This is a genomic window from Vibrio sp. 10N.222.49.C9 (assembly GCF_041474985.1).
Classification (GTDB): Bacteria; Pseudomonadota; Gammaproteobacteria; order Enterobacterales; family Vibrionaceae; genus Vibrio; species Vibrio crassostreae_C.
The window spans coordinates 1-20,185 of record NZ_JBFRVD010000067.1 but is presented as its reverse complement, the minus strand read 5'-3'; the positions used below and the strand labels follow the sequence as shown (position 1 = coordinate 20,185).

17 protein-coding genes and 2 tRNA genes are annotated in these 20,185 nt (G+C 44.8%); 2 read left to right on the top strand and 17 right to left on the bottom strand.

The window, feature by feature from the left end; translation table 11 throughout:
- Positions 1–190: 190 nt before the first annotated feature.
- The 9 genes from AB4585_RS21185 to leuS all read right to left on the bottom strand — a co-directional run bounded on the left by AB4585_RS21185 (position 191) and on the right by leuS (position 10,619).
- On the bottom strand, positions 191–1,372 hold the full coding sequence (locus AB4585_RS21185; RefSeq protein WP_017068508.1) for a serine hydrolase: 1,182 nt from the start codon (positions 1,370–1,372) through the stop codon (positions 191–193).
- Between the two features lie 93 nt (positions 1,373–1,465).
- Positions 1,466–2,305: a septal ring lytic transglycosylase RlpA family protein gene (locus AB4585_RS21180; RefSeq protein ID WP_017071279.1), complete on the bottom strand. Its 840-nt coding sequence runs from the start codon at positions 2,303–2,305 to the stop codon at positions 1,466–1,468.
- 3 nt (positions 2,306–2,308) lie between these two features.
- Positions 2,309–3,430, bottom strand: a complete 1,122-nt coding sequence (gene rodA, locus AB4585_RS21175) for a rod shape-determining protein RodA (protein ID WP_017062334.1) — start codon at positions 3,428–3,430, stop codon at positions 2,309–2,311.
- A complete protein-coding gene (gene mrdA / locus AB4585_RS21170; RefSeq protein WP_017068507.1) occupies positions 3,430–5,322 on the bottom strand; it encodes a penicillin-binding protein 2 in 1,893 nt (630 codons plus the stop codon). Before mrdA ends, rodA begins: the two co-directional genes overlap by 1 nt.
- 6 nt (positions 5,323–5,328) lie before the next feature.
- Positions 5,329–5,799: a 23S rRNA (pseudouridine(1915)-N(3))-methyltransferase RlmH gene (gene rlmH, locus AB4585_RS21165; RefSeq protein ID WP_017068506.1), complete on the bottom strand. Its 471-nt coding sequence runs from the start codon at positions 5,797–5,799 to the stop codon at positions 5,329–5,331.
- A 3-nt stretch (positions 5,800–5,802) separates the two neighbouring features.
- Entirely contained in the window at positions 5,803–6,120 is a 318-nt protein-coding gene (gene rsfS, locus AB4585_RS21160) for a ribosome silencing factor (protein WP_004735247.1), read from the bottom strand.
- Positions 6,121–6,186: 66 nt separating this feature from the next.
- Positions 6,187–7,212 (bottom strand): DNA polymerase III subunit delta, encoded by a 1,026-nt coding sequence (holA, locus tag AB4585_RS21155; RefSeq protein ID WP_017068505.1) that lies wholly within the window; start codon positions 7,210–7,212, stop codon positions 6,187–6,189.
- A 12-nt stretch (positions 7,213–7,224) separates the two neighbouring features.
- Complete coding sequence (gene lptE / locus AB4585_RS21150; protein WP_017068504.1) at positions 7,225–7,863, bottom strand: LPS assembly lipoprotein LptE; 639 nt, start codon at positions 7,861–7,863, stop codon at positions 7,225–7,227.
- A gap of 179 nt (positions 7,864–8,042) precedes the next feature.
- Positions 8,043–10,619: a leucine--tRNA ligase gene (leuS, locus tag AB4585_RS21145; protein WP_017068503.1), complete on the bottom strand. Its 2,577-nt coding sequence runs from the start codon at positions 10,617–10,619 to the stop codon at positions 8,043–8,045.
- Positions 10,620–10,882: 263 nt separating this feature from the next.
- On the opposite strand from leuS, the gene AB4585_RS21140 reads away from it, so the two are divergent.
- The gene (locus AB4585_RS21140; protein ID WP_017062329.1) at positions 10,883–11,353 is read left to right on the top strand and encodes a zinc ribbon-containing protein; all 471 of its coding nucleotides are present in this window, start codon (positions 10,883–10,885) and stop codon (positions 11,351–11,353) included.
- A 90-nt stretch (positions 11,354–11,443) separates the two neighbouring features.
- Here AB4585_RS21140 and lnt read toward each other — a convergent pair whose 3' ends face one another.
- The 5 genes from lnt to miaB form a co-directional block, all read right to left on the bottom strand.
- Positions 11,444–12,961 carry an apolipoprotein N-acyltransferase gene (lnt, locus tag AB4585_RS21135; protein WP_137002401.1) on the bottom strand — a complete coding sequence of 506 codons (1,518 nt, stop codon included), beginning with the start codon at positions 12,959–12,961 and terminating at the stop codon, positions 11,444–11,446.
- Between the two features lie 32 nt (positions 12,962–12,993).
- Positions 12,994–13,884, bottom strand: a complete 891-nt coding sequence (gene corC, locus AB4585_RS21130; RefSeq protein WP_012603382.1) for a CNNM family magnesium/cobalt transport protein CorC — start codon at positions 13,882–13,884, stop codon at positions 12,994–12,996.
- Between the two features lie 120 nt (positions 13,885–14,004).
- On the bottom strand, positions 14,005–14,466 hold the full coding sequence (ybeY, locus tag AB4585_RS21125; RefSeq protein ID WP_012603383.1) for an rRNA maturation RNase YbeY: 462 nt from the start codon (positions 14,464–14,466) through the stop codon (positions 14,005–14,007).
- Positions 14,467–15,588, bottom strand: coding sequence for a PhoH family protein (locus AB4585_RS21120; RefSeq protein ID WP_017062327.1), 1,122 nt, complete (start codon positions 15,586–15,588; stop codon positions 14,467–14,469).
- A gap of 163 nt (positions 15,589–15,751) precedes the next feature.
- Positions 15,752–17,176, bottom strand: coding sequence for a tRNA (N6-isopentenyl adenosine(37)-C2)-methylthiotransferase MiaB (gene miaB / locus AB4585_RS21115; RefSeq protein ID WP_065584439.1), 1,425 nt, complete (start codon positions 17,174–17,176; stop codon positions 15,752–15,754).
- A 308-nt stretch (positions 17,177–17,484) separates the two neighbouring features.
- Here miaB and AB4585_RS21110 point away from each other — a divergent pair, with 308 nt between their 5' ends.
- The gene (locus tag AB4585_RS21110; protein WP_372103845.1) at positions 17,485–18,660 is read left to right on the top strand and encodes a 2-octaprenyl-3-methyl-6-methoxy-1,4-benzoquinol hydroxylase; all 1,176 of its coding nucleotides are present in this window, start codon (positions 17,485–17,487) and stop codon (positions 18,658–18,660) included.
- A 68-nt stretch (positions 18,661–18,728) separates the two neighbouring features.
- On the opposite strand, the gene AB4585_RS21105 is transcribed toward AB4585_RS21110, so the two are convergent.
- The 3 genes from AB4585_RS21105 to AB4585_RS21095 form a co-directional block, all read right to left on the bottom strand.
- Positions 18,729–19,775, bottom strand: a complete 1,047-nt coding sequence (locus tag AB4585_RS21105) for a lactonase family protein (RefSeq protein WP_017071286.1) — start codon at positions 19,773–19,775, stop codon at positions 18,729–18,731.
- 158 nt (positions 19,776–19,933) lie between these two features.
- Positions 19,934–20,018, bottom strand: a tRNA-Leu gene (locus tag AB4585_RS21100).
- 55 nt (positions 20,019–20,073) lie between these two features.
- A tRNA-Met gene (locus tag AB4585_RS21095) sits at positions 20,074–20,150 on the bottom strand.
- Between the last annotated feature and the right edge of the window lie 35 nt (positions 20,151–20,185).

Genomic DNA, 20,185 nt, shown 5'->3' with positions numbered 1-20,185 from the left:
ATAAAAAGCGTGTTCGGTCAACAGACACGAGTAATAAGGCGGAATATTACGTGTAAATATCACCGAACTCAAGATCAACAAAAGCCGCACATGGCGGCTTTTGGTTCGCTAATGAGTAAATCATGAACTTACTCATTAGGTTAGCTATACAACAAGCTTGGGTTTTACCTAGAACAAACCTTTTGCTTGTTTAGAATAAACCCTTGAACAGAAGAACTAGGTAGTCCCATAGACGGCTGAATAGGCTGCCTTGGTCTACATCTTCAAGTGCTAGTAGTGGGTATTCAGCAACGTCTTCACCGTCTACTTGGTAGAATAGTTTACCAACTACATCGCCTTTGCTGATTGGCGCTTCTAGCTCTTTCTCAAGAACGAAGCTTGCCTTCAGGTTCTTAGCTTGACCACGAGGTAGCGTTACGAAAGTATCTTCGTCGACACCCAGTGCAACTGTGTCCTTGCTACCCATCCAGATCTTCTCTTCTACGAAGGTTTCACCGGCTGTGTGTGGTGCCACTGTTTCAAAGAAGCGGAAGCCGTAGCTAAGCAGTTTTTTGCTTTCTGTTTTACGAGCATTCGCATTCTTGGTGCCCATAACTACAGCCACTAGGCGCATTTTGCCTTCTGTCGCTGAGCTTACTAGGCTGTAACCTGCATTGCTTGTGTGGCCCGTTTTGATGCCATCAACGTTCATGCTCTTATCCCATAACAGACCGTTACGGTTGTATTGGGTGATGCCGTTGTATGTGAATTTCTTCTCTGAGTAGATACGGTACTCGTCTGGTACGTCGCGAATCAGCGCCTGACCAAGTAGCGCCATATCGTAAGGCGTTGAGTATAGGTTCGGGTTGTCTAGACCGTGCACGTTAGCAAAGTGCGTGTCTTTCATGCCGATAGAGCTTGCCCAAGCGTTCATTAGGTCAACGAATGCATCTTCAGAGCCAGCGATGTGTTCAGCCATAGCAACACATGCGTCGTTACCTGATTGAATGATGATACCGCGGTTTAATTCTTCAACTTTAACCGTAGTGCCCACTTCAACGAACATCTTAGATGAATCTGGGAAGTTTTTAGCCCAAGCATTTTCACTGATTACAACATCGTCGTTTAGGTTGATGTTGCCACGGTCGAGCTCTTGGCCGATCACGTAGCTCGTCATCATCTTGGTTAAACTTGCTGGAGAAAGCTGAGTATTCATCTCTTTCTCTGCTAGTACTTTGCCTGAATGGTAATCCATCAGAACAAAACCTTTAGCGGCGATTTGAGGTGCATCAGGAACAACAATAGGAGCGGCGAATGACGATGTAGCTATCGTTGCAGAAAGAGCAACAGAAGTAGCAAAAATCGATTTAACAAGTTTATTAGATTTAATCATTTTGAATGCAATTATTTGGTGAACTATTCATATATTAACAGAATCACTCTGTCACACCAGAGCGCTGATTACCAGAAGTAACTGTTAGATTAATTAGCGAGTTAGGGTGTGTTTTTTTATATAAGCTGACGGGTGACCCATCAGCTTAACTTGTTCTAATTTCTCTTGAGTCAGAGCATAGTCATGAAATGGCCCAATCATCAGACGGTAGTTGTCATCATTTGGCTGCAAGAACGTTGCTACTTCTAGCTTTTCGGCTAGATCTTTTGCTAACTTCTCTGTTCTATCTTCATGCGGAGATGTCGCGACTTGAATAATAAATTGCGGTAAAGCAGCCTTTTTATTTGCGTCGGTTGGCATAGCTACAGTAATGACTTCAATCTCAACATTTGCCGTGCCGGTTCTTAACACATCGAGCTTGTAAGCTGCCGCATAACTAAGGTCAATGATTCGGCCTTCATGGAATGGGCCGCGGTCATTGATACGAACAATCGTCGTTTTGTTATTGTCGGTATTCGTCACTTTTACATAGCTTGGAATTGGCAATGTTTTGTGCGCCGCAGACATCGAATACATGTCGTAGATCTCGCCATTAGACGTTAAGTGACCATGAAACTTCTTACCGTACCAAGAGGCTTTGCCTTTCTCAGTAAAACCTTCGGTTTTCTTTACGATCTTGTAGTCTTCGCCACGCAAAGTGTAATCCGTATTACCACCTAAACTATAAGGTTCATACTGAGGGTGAGCATCCTCGAGATGCTCTACTGAGATCGGTGCGTCTGGTGCAATATCTGAATCAATATCGTAGCGCCCTGTTGGCTGCTTTGAAGAACAACCATTGATTAAAATCGCTAGCCCCAAGATAGAGACTATTTTTTTGATTGGCAGCTCTTCAACCAAGGATGCTTTGTTTTGAAACGTTGTAATAGACATCGATTAGGTCGCCTTTGAGAATGCTTTTCTGTGTGTATGTATCGACATTAAAATACCAAAACCAGCCATGAGGGTAACCATTGAAGTACCGCCATAACTGACTAGAGGAAGAGGAACACCAACCACAGGTAGAATGCCACTTACCATGCCAATGTTTACAAAAATATAAACGAAGAAGCTCAGTACAATACTGCCGCCCATCATTCGACCGAATGCGGTTTGAGCTTGGCTCGCAAGCACTAAGCCACGTCCAATAATGAACAGGTAGATAGCAAGCAAGAACAAGATACCAATCATGCCCCACTCTTCGGCGATGACCGCAAAAATGAAGTCGGTGTGGCGCTCTGGAATGAATTCTAATTGAGATTGAGTGCCTTGCAGCCAACCTTTTCCTGATATACCACCCGAACCTATCGCAATCTTACTTTGAATGATGTGGTAACCCGCACCTAATGGATCTGATTCAGGATCAAAGAGGGTTCTTACACGTACCTTTTGATATTCACGCATCAAGAAGAACCATAAGATTGGAATAAATGCCCCTAACGCGATTGCGGCGCTAGCAATGATTTTCCAACTGATACCTGCCAGGAATATCACGAAGATACCTGATGCGGCGATAAGGATAGATGTACCTAGGTCAGGCTGCTTTGCGATTAGAATCGTCGGTACAAACACCATCACTAGCGAGATCGCTAATGTTTGGAATGTTGGTGGAAGTGAGCGCTTACCGATAAATCGTGCCAGCATCAAAGGCACCGCGAGCTTTAATAGCTCTGACGGTTGGAATCGAACAAAGCCGAAGTTTAACCAACGCTGGGCGCCTTTAGAGGCTTCACCAAAGAACAACACGCCCAATAGCAAGATGACACCACCTACAAATAGCAGTGGTGCCAAGGTTTCATAAGTGCGAGGTGAGATTTGCGCTAGGAAGATCATCACACCTAAAGACAGAGCCATGCGCATCGCCTGGCGATCCATCATCGCAAGGCTTTGTCCGCTTGCGCTGTACATGATCAGTAGGGCAAAGCCCATTAAAACCAGAATGCCGAGCAATAGCGGCAGGTCGATATGCAGCCTTTCGAATAGGGCTCTATTTCGTCCAGTTGAAGGATCAAGTTTCATTATTTAATTGGCTCACTTTGATAATCTTCTGCAAGGATAATATGGTCTAAAATCCTTCTTACTACTGGGCCGCCGTTAGAAGAACCGCCACCTGCGTTCTCTAGAACGATAGTCACGACGGCTTCAGGATCTTCAAAAGGCGCGTAACCCGTAAAGAGGGCGTGATCGCGTAAGTGCTCTGCGATTTCATCCGCGTTGTACTCTTCATCTTCTTTTAAGCCGAATACCTGCGCGGTACCCGATTTACCAGCGGTTTGGTAAGACATTTTCTGGAATGAACGTCTTGCCGTGCCTTTTTTACCGTGGTTAGCCAGCCTCATACCTTCCTGAGCGATATCCCAATACTTCTTCTTAACCCCGGTTAGCGGTGGGTAAGTTTCAATGTCCGACATGATTTGTTCATCGAATGGACGACCGTTATCAATGGTTGAACGAAGTAGGTGAGGTGCGGTTACTTCACCTTCATTGACCAAAACTGATGTGGCTTTTGCAATCTGCATGGGTGTTGCAGTCCAGTAGCCCTGTCCAATACCAACTGGAATAGTATCACCTTGATACCAAGGCACACGGTGTCTGGCCATCTTCCAATCACGAGTTGGCATATTGGCTTTGCTTTCTTCGTAGATATCGATGCCAGTATAATCACCAAAGCCGAACATCATCATCCATTTGGATATGCGATCAATGCCGAGATCATAAGCAATTTGGTAAAAGAAGGTATCCACCGACTCTTCAATCGCTTTTTCTATATCCACGACACCGTGTCCCCAACGCAACCAGTCACGGAATGGTCTCGTTTTTGAGTTTGGTATCTTCCAATAGCCTGGGTCATTGCGCGTAGTGTTTGGTGTAATAACACCTTCTTGCAGAGCAGCAACAGCAATGAAGGGTTTGATCGTCGATGCTGGTGGGTAAATCCCTAGCGTGGCACGGTTAACCAAAGGGCGGTTTTTGTCTTGAAGTAGCGCGTTATAGCCTTTAGACGAGATACCATGCACGAATGCGTTTGGGTCGTAGCTTGGGCTCGATACCATGGCTAACACGCCATTGTCTTTCGGATCGAGAACGATAGCTGAACCACGGCGGCCATCAAGTAACTTATGTACGTATAGCTGTAGCTTGATATCTAAGTTAAGTACGATATCTTTGCCTGGAACCGAAGGGACAAATTTGAGGGTACGAATCACTCGTCCACGACTGTTAACTTCGACTTCTTGGTAGCCAGCTGTACCGTGCAACATATCTTCGTAATAACGCTCAATACCCAACTTACCGATATCACGTGTAGCTTGGTAATTGGCGTCTTTTTCTTCTCGCATCAAGCGCTGCATATCACGGTCATTGATGCGCGATACATAGCCTATTACGTGAGTGAGCACATCACCGTAAGGGTAGAAACGCTTCAAAGTTCCCGTAACTTCAACACCTGGGAATTTGTGTTGGTTTACAGAGAAGACGGCAACTTGTTCTTCAGACAGTTGATTAAGAATAGGTACTGATTTAAAGCGTCGTGAATTACGACGATCACGATTAAAGCGCTCGATACGCTCTGGCGGGATCTCAATTAATGCTTGCAGACGAGCAAGCGTGTCATCCATATCTTTAATTTTTTCGGGTATGATTTCTAGATTGAAAACAGGACGATTTTCGGCAAGAAGTATACCGTTGCGATCGTAAATCAAACCACGGTTAGGGGCGATCGGAACGACCTTGATACGGTTGTCGTTAGAACGAGTTTTATAGTCTTGGTATTGATTGACCTGAATGTTGTACAGGTTAACAACCAACATCGACATCATGACTATGATCCCCGCAAACGCAACAAAAGCACGGCTAGTAAATAGTCGTGCTTCTGCTTTGTAATCGCGGATTTGGCTACGTTTACGTAACATTAACGCTTATTCTCGATGATAAGGGTGGTTAGCAGTGATGCTCCAAGCTCGATACAAGCTTTCAGCCATGATAACGCGTACTAATGGGTGAGGGAGAGTAAGCGCAGACAGAGACCAACTTTGGTCTGCGGCCGCTTTACATGCAGGTGCTAATCCTTCAGGCCCGCCAATTAGGATAGATACGTCACGTCCATCCAGCTTCCAACTTTCTAATTGCTCAGCAAGTTGAGGTGTATCCCACTTTCTACCTGGGATATCGAGCGTGACAATACGGTTGCCTTTTGGAACTGCAGCCAGCATCGCTTCACCTTCTTTTTGAAGAATGCGTGCAATATCTGCATTTTTACCGCGCTTTCCTGCAGTAATTTCAATGAGCTCTAATGGCATATCGTGAGGGAAGCGGCGTTTGTATTCTTGAAACCCTTCTTCAACCCACTTTGGCATTTTTGTGCCAACTGCGATTAACTGGATCTTCAAAGCTTAGCCCCAAAGTTTTTCTAGTTGGTACAGCTCACGATGCTCTTCTTGCATAACGTGAAGCATGCTTGTGCCCATATCTAGAACAACCCATTCACCTTCTTGCTGACCGTCCATACCTAGAGGTTGCATACCCGCTTTACGCACTTCATCAGCAACATGCTGTGCAATAGAGGCAACATGGCGTTTAGAGGTGCCAGTACAAACAATCATGTAATCAGTAACGCTTGATTTGCCTTCTACATCGATAGTTACAATCGATTCTGCTTTCATGTCGTCGGCTTTGTCTGCAAGAAAATCTTTTAGTTCTTCACGTAACACTGGGTGTTCCTTTAATCTGAATTTAGCTTTGTTTAGGGCTTGTTGACCCTAGAATATAACACGCTTTTATGCGTGGAATGGTATTGAAGCTGAAGGGATACAAAACTCTACGCTTAACTGATGAATTAGTGGCCAAGGCGACTGCTCATATTGAGTTTTTGTCATCAATTCAGCTTGAGTGAGCAACGCGAACAAAGAGTGTAATTGAGAAATCGAAACTCTTGTTAGCGCGGCGTTATAAAGAGGCTTTTTAGATTGCCAGATACGGTGTTTTTCGAAGACCTGACCAATCGGCATCTGTTTCATTTGTTGCTGCATTTGTAATAGCAGAGCAAGCTCTCGTTGTATGCTACGTAATAAAATGACGGGTTCGACACCTTCAGCTTCTAGCTGACGCAGGATTCGTTGTGCTCGGTTACCTTTGCCTGCCAATAACGCATCACTCCAATGGAATGGAGTAAAATGGTTGTGTCGACTCAGCGATTCTTCTAAGCGTACTAACGTGAGTTTTCCATCTGGGTATTGGAGAGCCAGTTTTTCTAGGCTTTGGGTGAGAGCAAATAGATTACCCTCATGCCATTGCGCCAGCATTTGAATCGCTTCAGGGTCTGGCGTTAAACCGATTTGACGGCAACGCGCTTGGACAAACTGAGGTAACCGACTGACATCTGGCGTTAGGCAACTGACCCAGTGACCCTGATTCGAAAGAGCCTTAAACCACTTAGCGCTTTCTTGAGCTTTGGTGAGCTTAGTGCCCACCAAGATTAACAAGATATCACTGTGGATATGCTCGGAGATTGCGAGTAGCTCTTTCGCTATTGCGGCATTGACGCCTGACTCTGGCAGTTCAAGCTCGATGACCTGACGGCTAGAGAATAGGCTCAGTGCTTGAGTGCAGTCGTAGACTTGATTCCAGTCGAGACTGCTATCAATCGCAAAGCGGTGACGTTCTTCAAAGCCTTGCTGTTTTGCAGCCTTTTGAATCGCTTCTCGGCTCTCTTGCAACAGTAGCGGTTCGTTACCAAAAATTAGGTAAACATTACTCAACTGTTTAATAAGTTGCTCTGATAAGCGGTCAGCAAAAATACGCATCAAATAAACCTATTACTCAGCCGAATCGCTAAGTGTTGGTTGTTCTTCTGAAGCTGGTACGATCTCAACATTCTTGATGTTGTATTGCTTTTCGAGTTCTTTCACTTGAACGTGCTCTAGTGCATCTAGGTCCATGCTATCAGCTGCAATGTTCGCTTTTAGTCGAGCCATCTGACGAAGGATTTGGCTTGTTGCCAACTTACGCATCTCATCTTCGATCATGTCTCGTTCAACCGACTTCGCAAGTGCAGTTAGCGGGTTATCTAGGTAACTACGGGTTACGCTGGTTGAGAACGTCTTTGAGCCTAGATCCGGGACAGTTACGCGGTATGAAGCGCGGAATGTCAGTTCTTTCTCTGCTGCACGAGTGTTTTGGTATAGAGACAGAGTTCGCTCACCTACGCTCTCACTAATAATATGCAGGTTAGGTGTATTCTCAGCCGGTGGCACAATTTCTACATCATTCATACGCAGTTGACCTTTCATCATACGTGTAAACGTACTGTATTGGTCGTAACTGGTTACGGAGATCTTGTTGAGTTCTTCGGGTACGGAGTAATCACCACGCAGGTGGAAACCACAGGCACTTAATAGGCTGACGGTTAAAACAACAACAGTAACTTTCAATGAAGATAGTGAAATCAGGCGCATTATTTGATGGCTCTCATGAAGGTAGAATACTTATTTAAAGGCTTTAGTTCGTTTGAGTGGTTAGGCTCAAGTCTAAAGCGCTTAAATAAGTAGACAGGGTAATTAGCTACCCTGTCTACAGACTGCTTTTGATGAACTAAGTTCGTTAATTCTTTAGCAATTGCATTGTGCTAACGAAATTAGTTAGCGACGATGTTTAGAAGCTTACCTGGTACGAAGATAACTTTACGGATAGTTAAGCCATCTAGGAACTTCTTAGCGTTCTCATCGTTTAGACCAAGCTCGCGAACTTGCTCTTCTGTTGCATCAGCAGCAACGGTTAGTTTCGCACGTAGCTTACCGTTGATCATTACAACGATAGTCTTCTCGTCTTCAACTAGCGCTTTCTCATCGAAAGTTGGCCATGTTGCTGAGTCTACGTTTGATTCACCCAGTGCAATCCACATTTCGTAAGAGATGTGTGGCGTCATTGGGTAAAGCATGCGAACAACAGCTTTTAGCGCTTCATCAAGGATTGCACGATCTTGTACAGACTCTTGAGGTGCTTTCGCTAGCTTGTTCATCAATTCCATGATCGCAGCGATTGCTGTGTTGAACGTTTGGCGACGGCCGATATCGTCCGTTACTTTCGCGATAGTCTTGTGGATATCACGGCGAAGTGCTTTTTGGTCACCAGACAGAGCAGAAGCATCAACAGATTCAGCAGCACCCTTAGAAGAGTGAGCGTGAACCAATTTCCAAACACGTTTAAGGAAGCGGTTAGCCCCTTCAACGCCAGACTCTTGCCACTCAAGCGTCATGTCTGCAGGTGATGCAAACATCATGAATAGACGTACTGTATCAGCGCCGTACTTGTCTACCATCTCTTGTGGGTCGATACCGTTGTTCTTAGACTTAGACATTTTGATCATGCCTGAGTGTTCAACTTCACGACCTTGATCGTCGACTGCTTTTTCGATGCGACCTTTACCGTCACGTTCAACCGTTACGTCAGTCGGTGCAATCCACTCTTTGGTGCCTTTTTCGTTTTCGTGATAGAACGCGTCAGCCAGAACCATGCCTTGACATAGTAGTTGCTTGAACGGTTCATCAGACGTCACGTAGCCAGCATCACGTAGAAGCTTATGGAAGAAACGAGAGTAAAGCAGGTGCATACAAGCGTGCTCGATACCACCAACGTATTGGTCAACTGGTAGCCAGTAGTTTGCTTTCTCTGGATCTAGAATGTCGTCTGCTTGCGGTGAACAGTAACGTGCGTAGTACCAAGAAGACTCCATAAACGTATCGAACGTGTCAGTCTCACGTAGAGCGGGTTCGCCGTTGAATGTTGTTTCAGCCCAAGACTTGTCAGCCTTGATTGGGCTCGTTACGCCATCCATTACTACATCTTCAGGAAGAATGACTGGCAGTTGGTCTGCTGGTACTGGGTGAACTTCACCGTCTTCAGTGGTTACCATTGGGATTGGAGCGCCCCAGTAACGTTGACGAGATACACCCCAGTCACGTAGACGGAAGTTTACTGTCTTCTTACCTTTGCCTTCAGCTTCAAGCTTCGCAGCAATTGCATCGAATGCTTCTTGGAACGCAAGACCATCGAATTCACCAGAATCAAACAGTACACCTTTTTCAGTGTAAGCCGCTTCAGACACGTCTAGTTCAGAACCATCTTCAGGTTTGATTACTGGGATGATATCGATGCCGTACTTAGTTGCGAACTCGTAGTCACGTTGATCGTGAGCAGGAACCGCCATTACCGCACCTGTGCCGTAATCCATAAGTACGAAGTTTGCTACGTATACAGGAACAACACGACCGTTAAGAGGGTGGATAGCCGTTAGGCCAGTATCCATACCTTTCTTTTCCATCGTTGCCAGTTCAGCTTCAGCAACTTTAGTGTTACGACACTCTTCAACGAATGCAGCAAGCTCTGGGTTGTTCTTCGATGCTTTCTCTGCAAGTGGGTGACCTGCAGCGATACCAACGTAAGAAACACCCATTAGTGTGTCTGGACGAGTTGTGTACACTTCCAGTGGCGCTTCTTCACCGTTAACAGCGAAAGATAGCTCAACACCTTCAGAGCGGCCGATCCAGTTGCGCTGCATGGTCTTAACCATTTCAGGCCAACCTTCAAGGTTGTCTAAATCGTCTAGTAGCTCTTGAGCGTACTCAGTGATCTTAATGAACCACTGTGGGATTTTCTTTTGTTCTACTGGAGTATCACAACGCCAGCAGCAGCCATCTTCTACTTGCTCGTTTGCAAGTACAGTTTGGTCGTTCGGACACCAGTTCACTGAAGATGTCTTCTTGTAAACTAGGCCTTTTTCGTAAAGCTTAGTGAAGAACTCTTGTTCCCAACGGTAGTACTCAGGCGTACACGTTGCGAATTCACGGTTCCAGTCGTAACCAAAGCCTAGAAGCTTAAGCTGGTTCTTCATGTACTCAATGTTTTCGTAAGTCCATGGTGCAGGTGCTGTATTGTTTTTAACAGCGGCGTTTTCTGCAGGTAGGCCGAATGCATCCCAACCAATTGGCTGCATTACGTTTTTGCCTTGTAGACGTTGGAAACGAGATACCACATCACCGATGGTGTAGTTACGCACGTGACCCATGTGCAGTCGGCCACTTGGGTAAGGGAACATAGAAAGACAGTAGAATTTTTCTTTGTTTGGGTCTTCACTTACAACGAAAGTCTCGCTGTTATCCCAGTGTTGTTGAACCTTTTGTTCAATCTCTTGCGGGTTATATTGTTCTTGCATCGATGGTATCCGGTTATCTTGGAATTTGTGAGTTCGGTTAGAACAGAATCTTACAGATCGTCATAGAATACCTAAAGGAGCTGAGTACAACAATAGTTATACCCTTCATACTTGCAGTTGCCGCTTAGTAGATTGTGTAATTTTCACTGAATTTCGCAGGGCAACTATACTTAAGAGTATGAATTGCATTTGTTTGTAAGCGGGAGTGCATTGCAGCGCATCCGTTTGCTCACTAAAAGGTTGGTTATCTTAAGGAGGTTGTTATGCCGAAGAAAAAAGCGCTCTATGAAGAAGTCGTCGAAGAGGTGATTGAAACGCTGAAGCATAGCCCTGAAGAGCTCAACAACAAAATCGAAACGTCGGGCAAGTTTGCGAAAGCAGCTAATGATATGACTAAAGATGAGCTTTCATTGATCTCTGCCTACGTGAAGTCGGACTTAAAAGAGTTTTCCGAAAGCTATGAAGAGAGTAAAAGCGGTCCATTCTATTTGATGATTGCGGACTCTATTTGGCAAGGGCTGTTGGATATTACTGATCGTACTAAGGTGGAATGGGTTGAACTGTTCCAAGACTTAGAACACCAAGGCTTGTATCAAGCGGGTGAAGTCATTGGCTTGGGAACCTTAGTATGTGACGAGTGTGGTCACCAAACCGAATATAACCACCCAACCAATATCATTCCATGCATTAAATGTGGTTCTAAAGGGTTTAGTCGTAAAGCCCTTAAACCGTAAGCTTCTGAACCATAGCGTATCAACGCAAAACCACAGAAATGAAAAAGGGTTGACCCGATCAGTCAACCCTCAAATCACTTTTCGTCGAATCTAGCTTTTTGGCTTTCTAATTACCCAACCAATCACCAAGCTGAGCATCGCCCAGATATACAGTGGCCAAGTACCTGCTGTGTGATAAGGCGTTTGACCATCCGTTGAAATGAGTTCAGCTTTTAACACTGCCGTTTCAAACTGAGGCACTTGCTTGATTATATTGCCTTTGTAATCAGTAACTGCCGTCACACCGTTGTTGGTCGAGCGAATAACCGGCTTACCAAGCTCCAGAGCACGCATCTGTGCAATTTCCATATGTTGCAGAGGGCCAATCGAACGACCAAACCACGCATCGTTAGAGAGCGTTAAAATAAAGTCAGTCTCGTCGGTTACGTTCTGCCTAACTTGATCATTAAAGATGATCTCGTAACACAACGCAGGCGCTAAGTGACGACCATTTGCCACTATGTTTGGTTGAACAAAGTCGCCACGGCTAAATGATGACATTGGCAAGTTAAAGAAAGGTGCTAATGGACGCAAGATATCTTCAAACGGCACAAACTCACCAAATGGTAACAGGTGGTGTTTATGGTAGCGTTCGTCTGGATCGTAGCTGTACTCACCGTATGGATTCACACCGAGAGAAAGAACACTGTTGTAGTATTTCTTATCTTCAGACTGATTCAGCACACCGGTAATGATCGAACTGTTGTTCATCTTCGCTGCGCTATCCAAGTTACGTAGGAAAGATGGGATCTCAACTTCGAATGCTGGAATAGCCGCTTCAGGCCAGATGATGATATCCGCTCCCCAGTTTTCTCTGCTTAGGTCGGTGTACTTCATCATGGTTGGCCAGCGATGACTCGGTAGCCATTTACTGTCTTGATCGACGTTGCCTTGTATCAAGACGACTGACGTGGTTTTTTCAGGGTTCGGCGTGACCCAGTCGATGTTGCGAATACCAAAGCCTGCACTAAATACGACGGCGGGAATGAGAGCGATGCTCCAAGCCCGGTTAACAATCGCATAAGTGAATGCAGAGGCTGAAACAATGATCGCTAAAGTTACTAGCTCTACGCCGCCAATCGGTGCAAATGAACCCAATGGCGAATCGATTTGGCTGTAGCCTAACCAAAGCCAAGGGAAGCCCGTCATTACCCAGCCACGCAGCCAATCACAGACTAGCCAGAATGCAGGAGCTGCAAGGAAAAAGCGGCTTAGGTTATTGGCAGGGAAGAATTTATTCAAACCCCAGGTAAATAGCCCTGAATAAACGGCTAGGTAGCCAACAAGCAATGCCATCAAAAATAGGTTGGCTGCCAGTGGCATGCCGCCAAAACCATCAATGCTGACGTATACCCAGCTGATACCTGTGGTGAATTGACCTAAACCCCATGCGTAGCCAATCCAAAGCGCACTTTTAGGAGAGCGGTTGTGGATCAGTAACAGCAGCAAAGCTGGGCTGAGAATAGCAAGAGGCCATATAGAGTATGGAGCGAATGAAAGGGTGGTTATAGCGCCAACAAAAACGGCCGCAAGCGGCCGTAATAGGCGATGAATAAAGGTATTAGTCATCTAATTTCTGTCATCTCTTTAGAGAGAAGTTGTTATTCTTCGATAGTCGGAAGAGGCTGTTCGTCAGGAATGGTTACCTGTAGCTGAATCACACGACGGTTATCTGCTGATGTTATTTTGAAATGGTAGTTTTCGATTTCTACAATTTCGCCACGAACCGGCAGGTGGCCGAGTGCTGTCATAACCATGCCGCCTACCGTATCCACTTCGTCGTCACTAAAGGCAGTGTTAAACGTATCGTTGAACTCTTCAATAGTGGTTAAAGCTTTTACAGAGAAGGTATGCTTACTCAGCTTACGAATATCTAGCTCTTCTTCATCGTCGAACTCGTCTTCAATTTCACCAACGATTTCTTCGAGGATATCTTCAATGGTTACCAGGCCAGAAACTCCACCAAACTCATCGACAACGATAGACATGTGGTAACGCTCTTCTTGGAACTCCTTAAGCAGGCGATCAACTCGCTTACTTTCAGGAACAACCACGACAGGGCGAATCACTTGTTCGATATCAAATGGAGCACTTTCTGAACCCAAATACTTAAGTAGGTCCTTCGCTAATAGAATGCCTTCAACATGGTCTTTATCTTCACTGATCACTGGGTAGCGAGAGTGTTGAGCATCAGTAATGAGCGCAATCAATGTATCTAGATCATCTGTGCGTTCAACTGTAACCATTTGAGAGCGAGGCAGCATGATATCGCGTACTCGCATCTCTGAAATTTCCATAACACCCTCGAGCATGTCGCGTGTGTCGTGGTCAATTAGGTCATTAATTTCTGAGTCGCGGATTACATCTACGAGCTCTTGGCGATCTTTTACTTCACCTTGAAATAGTTGGCCTAGGCGTTCAAAGAAGGACTTTCTACTCGGACCTTCAGATTTTTTACTTCCCTCAGAAGTGGGGGGGTTACCTTCGTTCATGATTTCTCAAAAAATAACGCTATCAGAAGTGTGATAGCACACGTTACAACTCAGATTCCTGTGAAAATCACAGGTTCGATGAGTTATTGTTTCTCTGCAACCTACTTTACTAGAATCAATTTACTTTTCTAGAATGTAAGGGTCTTCAAACCCCATAGATTGCATGATTTCTGTCTCGAGTGACTCCATCTCTTCAGCTTCATCATCTTCGATATGATCATAACCTAGCAGATGCAGACTGCCATGTACAACCATATGAGCCCAGTGTGCTAGCAGAGGCTTACTTTGCTCTTCTGCTTCTTTTTCGACAACTTGGCGGCAGATAATGAGGTCGCCCAGTAGATCTAACTCGATCCCTGGAGGAGCCTCGAATGGAAAAGACAACACGTTAGTTGGCTTATCTTTGCCACGATATTCATGATTGAGCTGGTGGCTTTCTTGTGTATCAACGATACGAACCGTCAACTCAGCGTTCTCTTGAAACTGAGGAATTGTCTTGTCCAACCAAAGCTGAATATCTTGCTCAGTTGGAAGACCTTGCTCATTTTCGACCGCTAATTGCAGGTCTAGTTCAATAGACATCTATTTATCACCTTGTTCTGCAATTACAGAGCTATTTTGTGTTGCTAATTGTGTCGTAACTACCTGCTGAGCCTCAAGAAGTTTGGCTTCACGCTCTTCACGTTTACGCTTTTCAAACTCTTTGCGCTCTTTCTGGTCTTTTGCTTCCCACTTCTCGTATGCGTTGACGATACGAGCAACTACAGGGTGACGAACGACGTCTTCAGACATGAAGAAGTTAAAGCTAATGTCGTCGACTTCATTGAGCACTTCAGTCGCATGGCGTAAGCCTGATTTTGCACCACGAGGTAAATCGATTTGCGTAATATCACCTGTGATCACAGCGCGTGAGTTAAAACCGATACGGGTTAAGAACATCTTCATCTGTTCTACCGTGGTGTTTTGGCTCTCATCAAGAATGATAAACGCATCATTCAATGTACGACCACGCATGTAAGCCAGTGGCGCAACTTCAATTACGTTACGTTCAATCAGCTTCTCAACTCGCTCAAAGCCAAGCATCTCAAACAGCGCATCGTAAAGTGGACGTAAATATGGGTCTACTTTTTGGCTTAAATCACCCGGTAGGAAACCAAGCTTCTCACCGGCTTCAACAGCAGGGCGCGTCAATAGAATGCGACGAATCTCTTGGCGTTCAAGTGCATCAACTGCTGCAGCAACGGCTAAGTAGGTTTTACCTGTACCTGCTGGCCCAATACCAAAGGTGATGTCATGAGTCACCATGTTCATTAGGTACTGTGCTTGGTTTGGCGTTCGAGGTTTGATGACGCCTTTTTTAGTCTTAATGGTCACTTCTTTGCCGTAGTCAATTTCAGACTCGACGTGTTGCTCCAAAATGCCTGACTCGGTGATCGCCAGATGTATTTGCTCTGGTTCGATATCGATTATGTTGCCTTTAACTGGAGCCGTTTCAACATAGAGGTGTTTGATGATGTCTAAAGCTGCGGCTGTAGTGTGAGGCTTACCGACAATGGTGAAAAAGTTGCTACGGTAATTAATCTCAACGCCCAGACGACGCTCAAGATGCTTGATGTTGTCGTCAAATGGTCCGCATAAACTTGCCAAGCGCTTGTTGTCTGCTGGTTCTAGATTTATCTCTAAGGTAACGATTTTATTGCTCAAATTAGCCTCTCATTTTGTGCCACTCACTCTTAAATAAAACAAAGAGCAAAAAGCCCGATTTAGACCGGGCTTCTGATGGTGATATCCCTATTTCTAAGATGGTCACTTAGTTAGGTAATTTCAAGCTTTGTGTTTGCGCTTTGTGCTCAAACAGTTGTATTGCCTATGGCGTAAATGTCGCTACACCTAGCTCGTCTTCACGTTTTGTTTTTTCCATCATTTCTGCTGGAGTCATAACAACGCGTAGACCCATGTCTTTTTCTGTGCGAACTAGCTCACCACGTAGTGAGTTGGTGTAAACCTCAGTGATCTTCACATCTACGAATTGACCGATTAGGTCTGCAGAACCTTCGAAGTTCACAACACGGCTGTTTTCTGTACGGCCGCGAAGTTCCATTAGGTTCTTTCTTGATGGGCCTTCAACAAGGATACGTTGCTCTGTGCCTAACATTAGACGAGAGAAACGCATAGCTTGTGTGTTTACCGTTTGCTGCAGTTCGTACAGACGATCTTTCTTCTCTTGTGCTGGTACATCACATGGGTAATCTGCCGCTGGCGTACCTGGACGTGGAGAGAAAACAAAGCTGAAGCTCATATCGAAATCAACGTCTTTAATTAGCTTCATTGTATCTTGGAAGTCTTGCTTAGACTCACCAGGGAAACCAACAATAAAGTCAGAGCTGATTTGAATGTCAGGGCGAGCTTTACGCAGTTTACGGATAATAGATTTGTACTCGATAGCCGTATGTGGGCGCTTCATCATCGTAAGAATACGGTCACTACCACTTTGTACTGGTAGGTGAAGGAAGCTCACTAGCTCTGGTGTGTCTTTGTAAACTTCAATGATGTCGTCACCAAACTCAAGCGGGTGGCTTGTTGTGAAACGAATACGGTCGATACCGTCGATAGAAGCAACAAGACGAAGCAGTTCTGCGAATGAACAGATATCGCCTTCGTGTGTTGGACCGCGGTATGCGTTTACGTTTTGACCTAGCAGGTTAACTTCACGTACGCCTTGCTCTGCAAGTTGAGCAACTTCGAAAAGTACATCATCCATTGGACGGCTAACTTCTTCGCCACGTGTGTATGGTACAACGCAGTAAGTACAGTATTTAGAACAACCTTCCATGATAGAAACGAACGCCGTCGCGCCTTCAGCTTTTGGCTCTGGCAGGTTATCGAACTTTTCGATCTCTGGGAAAGAGATATCCATTACTGGCTTTTCGTTAGACAGTGATGATTTAATCATCTCTGGCAAACGGTGTAATGTTTGTGGGCCAAAGATAACGTCTACGTAAGGTGCACGTTGACGAATGTGATCACCTTCTTGAGTCGCTACACAGCCACCCACACCGATCACCACACCTTCTTTTTTATCTTTAAGCGTTTTCCAACGACCAAGCTGGTGGAATACTTTTTCTTGCGCTTTTTCGCGGATAGAACAAGTATTCAATAGTAGTACGTCTGCTTCCTCAGGTACTTCAGTTAGCTCATAGCCATTTGCAGCGTTAAGCAGGTCGGCCATTTTTGATGAATCATATTCATTCATCTGACAGCCCCAAGTTTTAATTAGCAGTTTCTTACTCATTATATGTTCGCTCGATCGTTAGTTTAATTTAAGGGAGCAAATCGCCCATTATTCATCCGCTAGCCCCGTTTGTCATAATTCGGTATTCAATTTTATGACAGGCTCTAGCGGCAAGCGGCGTATTGTACTGGTTTCAAAACCGACTGACTAGTAGTCTGAACAAATCTCTTATGTAGTGGTTTTTATTATCGTTAACGCCATATGCCATAAGGGATAACCCTTTTTTCGAATAAGGTTTTTGGTTACAAGTTAGTTATGAAAAAGTACAATCAAAAACAGTCAAAGAATCAAACTGATAAGTACGAAATATGAACAGTTACGATATTGTAGTAGTCGGTGGCGGCATGGTTGGCGCAGCAACAGCAATCGGTTTTGCAAAGCAAGGTCTGAGTGTTGCGGTGATCGAAGGTTTTGCCCCACAAGCATTTGATGAGTCGCAAGCGATGGATATTCGAGTGTCAGCGATTTCTCAGGCGTCAGTCGATTTACTTGACGATCTTGGTGCATGGCAGAACATAGCAGCAATGCGAGTTTGCTCTTACAAGCGCTTAGAGACTTGGGAACACCCAGAATGTCGTACTCGATTTGATGCTGCCTCACTAGACCTTCCTCGTTTGGGCTATATCGTTGAGAACAGACTCATTCAATTAGGTTTATGGTCTCAATTTGATGCCTACGACAATCTCGAACTGTTATGCCCAGAAAAGCTTGATGTGATTGAGTTTGGTGAAATCAATATCGTAAAGCTTCAATCAGGGGCTGAGTTGTCTGCGAAGTGGGTGGTTGGTGCTGATGGTGCGAATTCAGCCGTTCGCCAACAAGCTGGAATTGGCATCACGGCTTGGGATTATCGACAACACTGTATGCTTATCAATGTAGAAACAGAACAACCTCAGCAAGATATTACTTGGCAGCAATTTCTACCAAGTGGCCCTCGTTCATTTTTGCCTTTGTGTTCTCTAACCTCTGACGGTCAAGAAGTCGGGCTGGGCTCGTTAGTTTGGTATGATTCTCCACTGCGTATTAAGCAACTGTCAGCAATGGCCCCTGAAAAACTACGTAACGAAGTACTTACTCACTTTCCTAAAGAGTTAGGTGATATCAAAGTCTTGAATTCGGGTTCTTTTCCTCTGACACGACGTCATGCTCAATCATACTCGAAGAATAACTGTATTTTGGTCGGAGACTCTGCGCATACCATCAACCCTTTGGCTGGGCAGGGTGTTAACTTAGGCTTCAAAGATGTATCAGTACTGCTGGATGTCACCAAAGAAAAGGGTGAATTGAACCAGTCTGTAGCAAGACGCTATGAAGTGATAAGAAGAGGCGACAATCTAATGATGCAAAGTGGCATGGATTTCTTCTACAAGACATTCAGCAACGACATTGGCCCACTGAAATTTGTACGTAATGCTGCTCTAAAACTAGCTGAAAATTCAGGGCCGATTAAAGCTCAAGTGTTGAAGTATGCCCTGGGCCTTTAATTGAGTATTACAGACACTTTATAAAGAGAAGGAGAGCGAATGCTCTCCTTTTTTGTATCAGATGACTACTATCGCTGTTGCGTCACACAAACCGGTGCATCGATCTCTAAAGAGTACCCTGTATAAACCAAAGACCCATCTTCATTATCTCGCTTGAATGAGGTGATGTTGTTGGAGTGCTGGTTGGCGGCGATAAGCCATTTCCCATCGTTCGTTATATGGAAGTCTCTTGGGAATTTGCCTTCAGTGTCGTAGCTATCAATGAAAGTCAGCCTTTGAGTCTCAGAGTCGATTTTGAAGCTACTGATTCTTGATTGGTGTCGACATGACACATAAAGGAATTGCTCATCAGGCGATAGCTTAATCGCAGCTGCGGCTTCTCCCTTCTCCATATTAGGCAATGCATCAATCTCTTCCACTACATTCCAAATGCCTAAAACCTTTTCCAAAGTCAGCAACGTTTCAGAGAGTTCACAGACCACATAGGCTCTGTCTTCAGCTTTGTTAAAGATTAAATGGCGAGGTCCATTGCCGGCGGGCACCTTAATAGACTGCATTGGCTCATCAAGGAACTCTTCTTGCTCTTCATCAAAGCAATAGAAGTTGATGCGATCGGTGCCGAGATCGACAGTCACAAACTGTGGTGAGTTTTGTAAGAACAGGCATTGATGGGCGTGTGGGCTAGTTTGTCTCTCTTTGTTTGGCCCGGAACCAACCATCTGGATTGTTTTGAGTCGTTTATCGATGCTGCCGTTGATACTTAAGCTAAAAATATCGAATGTGCCTGATGAGTATTGCGACGTGATAGCAAACTTATTGTGTGGATCTATCGCGACGTGACAAGGGTGATCTCCCGAGATGAGGCTTGTATTGTGTGTTAGCTGTGAATCAACATTAGGTATATGAATGAGCTGGGGCTGTTTTTGCTGGTCCACTTCCGATGCAGTATAGATCCCAGTCTTTGTTACAGTAATAAAAGAGGGGTTAGTACATTTGATGATCAGCTCTAGAGGTAATAGTTTTCCTGTTTCTAGATCTAACTGAGTTTGATAAACACCTTGGCTTTTACTTGGTGTATCTGTGTAGCAACCGATCGTTAAGGGGAGGGGTTTCATAGGCTAGTCATACTCAATTAGAAAATGGAGCTGACATTGTCTTATAAAATCGTATTAAAAGTGAGGTTATAGAAGAGAATACTTGGTGACTTGGCTAGCAGATTTGCATATTCCAGATAAAACAAAACCCAGCTAAAAAGCTGGGTTCTATTTAATGATGGTGCGGTCGGAGAGACTTGAACTCTCACACCTCTCGGCGCCAGAACCTAAATCTGGTGCGTCTACCAATTCCGCCACGACCGCAGCAAATCTTTATAGTCATATCGAATATTGGTGCTTCAATAAGACGTTGTATAAGTGGTGGCTACTGCGGGATTTGAACCTGCGACCCCATCATTATGAGTGATGTGCTCTAACCAACTGAGCTAAGTAGCCATAATAAATCTAATAGATTCACTATTTGTTCTCTA

Bases quoted from the DNA above. Each gene is read 5' to 3' on its own strand.
- AB4585_RS21185 (WP_017068508.1), bottom strand. From the start codon at position 1,372: ATGATTAAATCTAATAAACTTGTTAAATCGATTTTTGCTACTTCTGTT.
- AB4585_RS21180 (WP_017071279.1), bottom strand. From the start codon at position 2,305: ATGTCTATTACAACGTTTCAAAACAAAGCATCCTTGGTTGAAGAGCTG.
- rodA (WP_017062334.1), bottom strand. From the start codon at position 3,430: ATGAAACTTGATCCTTCAACTGGACGAAATAGAGCCCTATTCGAAAGG.
- mrdA (WP_017068507.1), bottom strand. From the start codon at position 5,322: ATGTTACGTAAACGTAGCCAAATCCGCGATTACAAAGCAGAAGCACGA.
- holA (WP_017068505.1), bottom strand. From the start codon at position 7,212: ATGCGTATTTTTGCTGACCGCTTATCAGAGCAACTTATTAAACAGTTG.
- lptE (WP_017068504.1), bottom strand. From the start codon at position 7,863: ATGCGCCTGATTTCACTATCTTCATTGAAAGTTACTGTTGTTGTTTTA.
- leuS (WP_017068503.1), bottom strand. From the start codon at position 10,619: ATGCAAGAACAATATAACCCGCAAGAGATTGAACAAAAGGTTCAACAA.
- AB4585_RS21140 (WP_017062329.1), top strand. From the start codon at position 10,883: ATGCCGAAGAAAAAAGCGCTCTATGAAGAAGTCGTCGAAGAGGTGATT.
- lnt (WP_137002401.1), bottom strand. From the start codon at position 12,961: ATGACTAATACCTTTATTCATCGCCTATTACGGCCGCTTGCGGCCGTT.
- corC (WP_012603382.1), bottom strand. From the start codon at position 13,884: ATGAACGAAGGTAACCCCCCCACTTCTGAGGGAAGTAAAAAATCTGAA.
- ybeY (WP_012603383.1), bottom strand. From the start codon at position 14,466: ATGTCTATTGAACTAGACCTGCAATTAGCGGTCGAAAATGAGCAAGGT.
- miaB (WP_065584439.1), bottom strand. From the start codon at position 17,176: ATGAGTAAGAAACTGCTAATTAAAACTTGGGGCTGTCAGATGAATGAA.
- AB4585_RS21110 (WP_372103845.1), top strand. From the start codon at position 17,485: ATGAACAGTTACGATATTGTAGTAGTCGGTGGCGGCATGGTTGGCGCA.
- AB4585_RS21105 (WP_017071286.1), bottom strand. From the start codon at position 19,775: ATGAAACCCCTCCCCTTAACGATCGGTTGCTACACAGATACACCAAGT.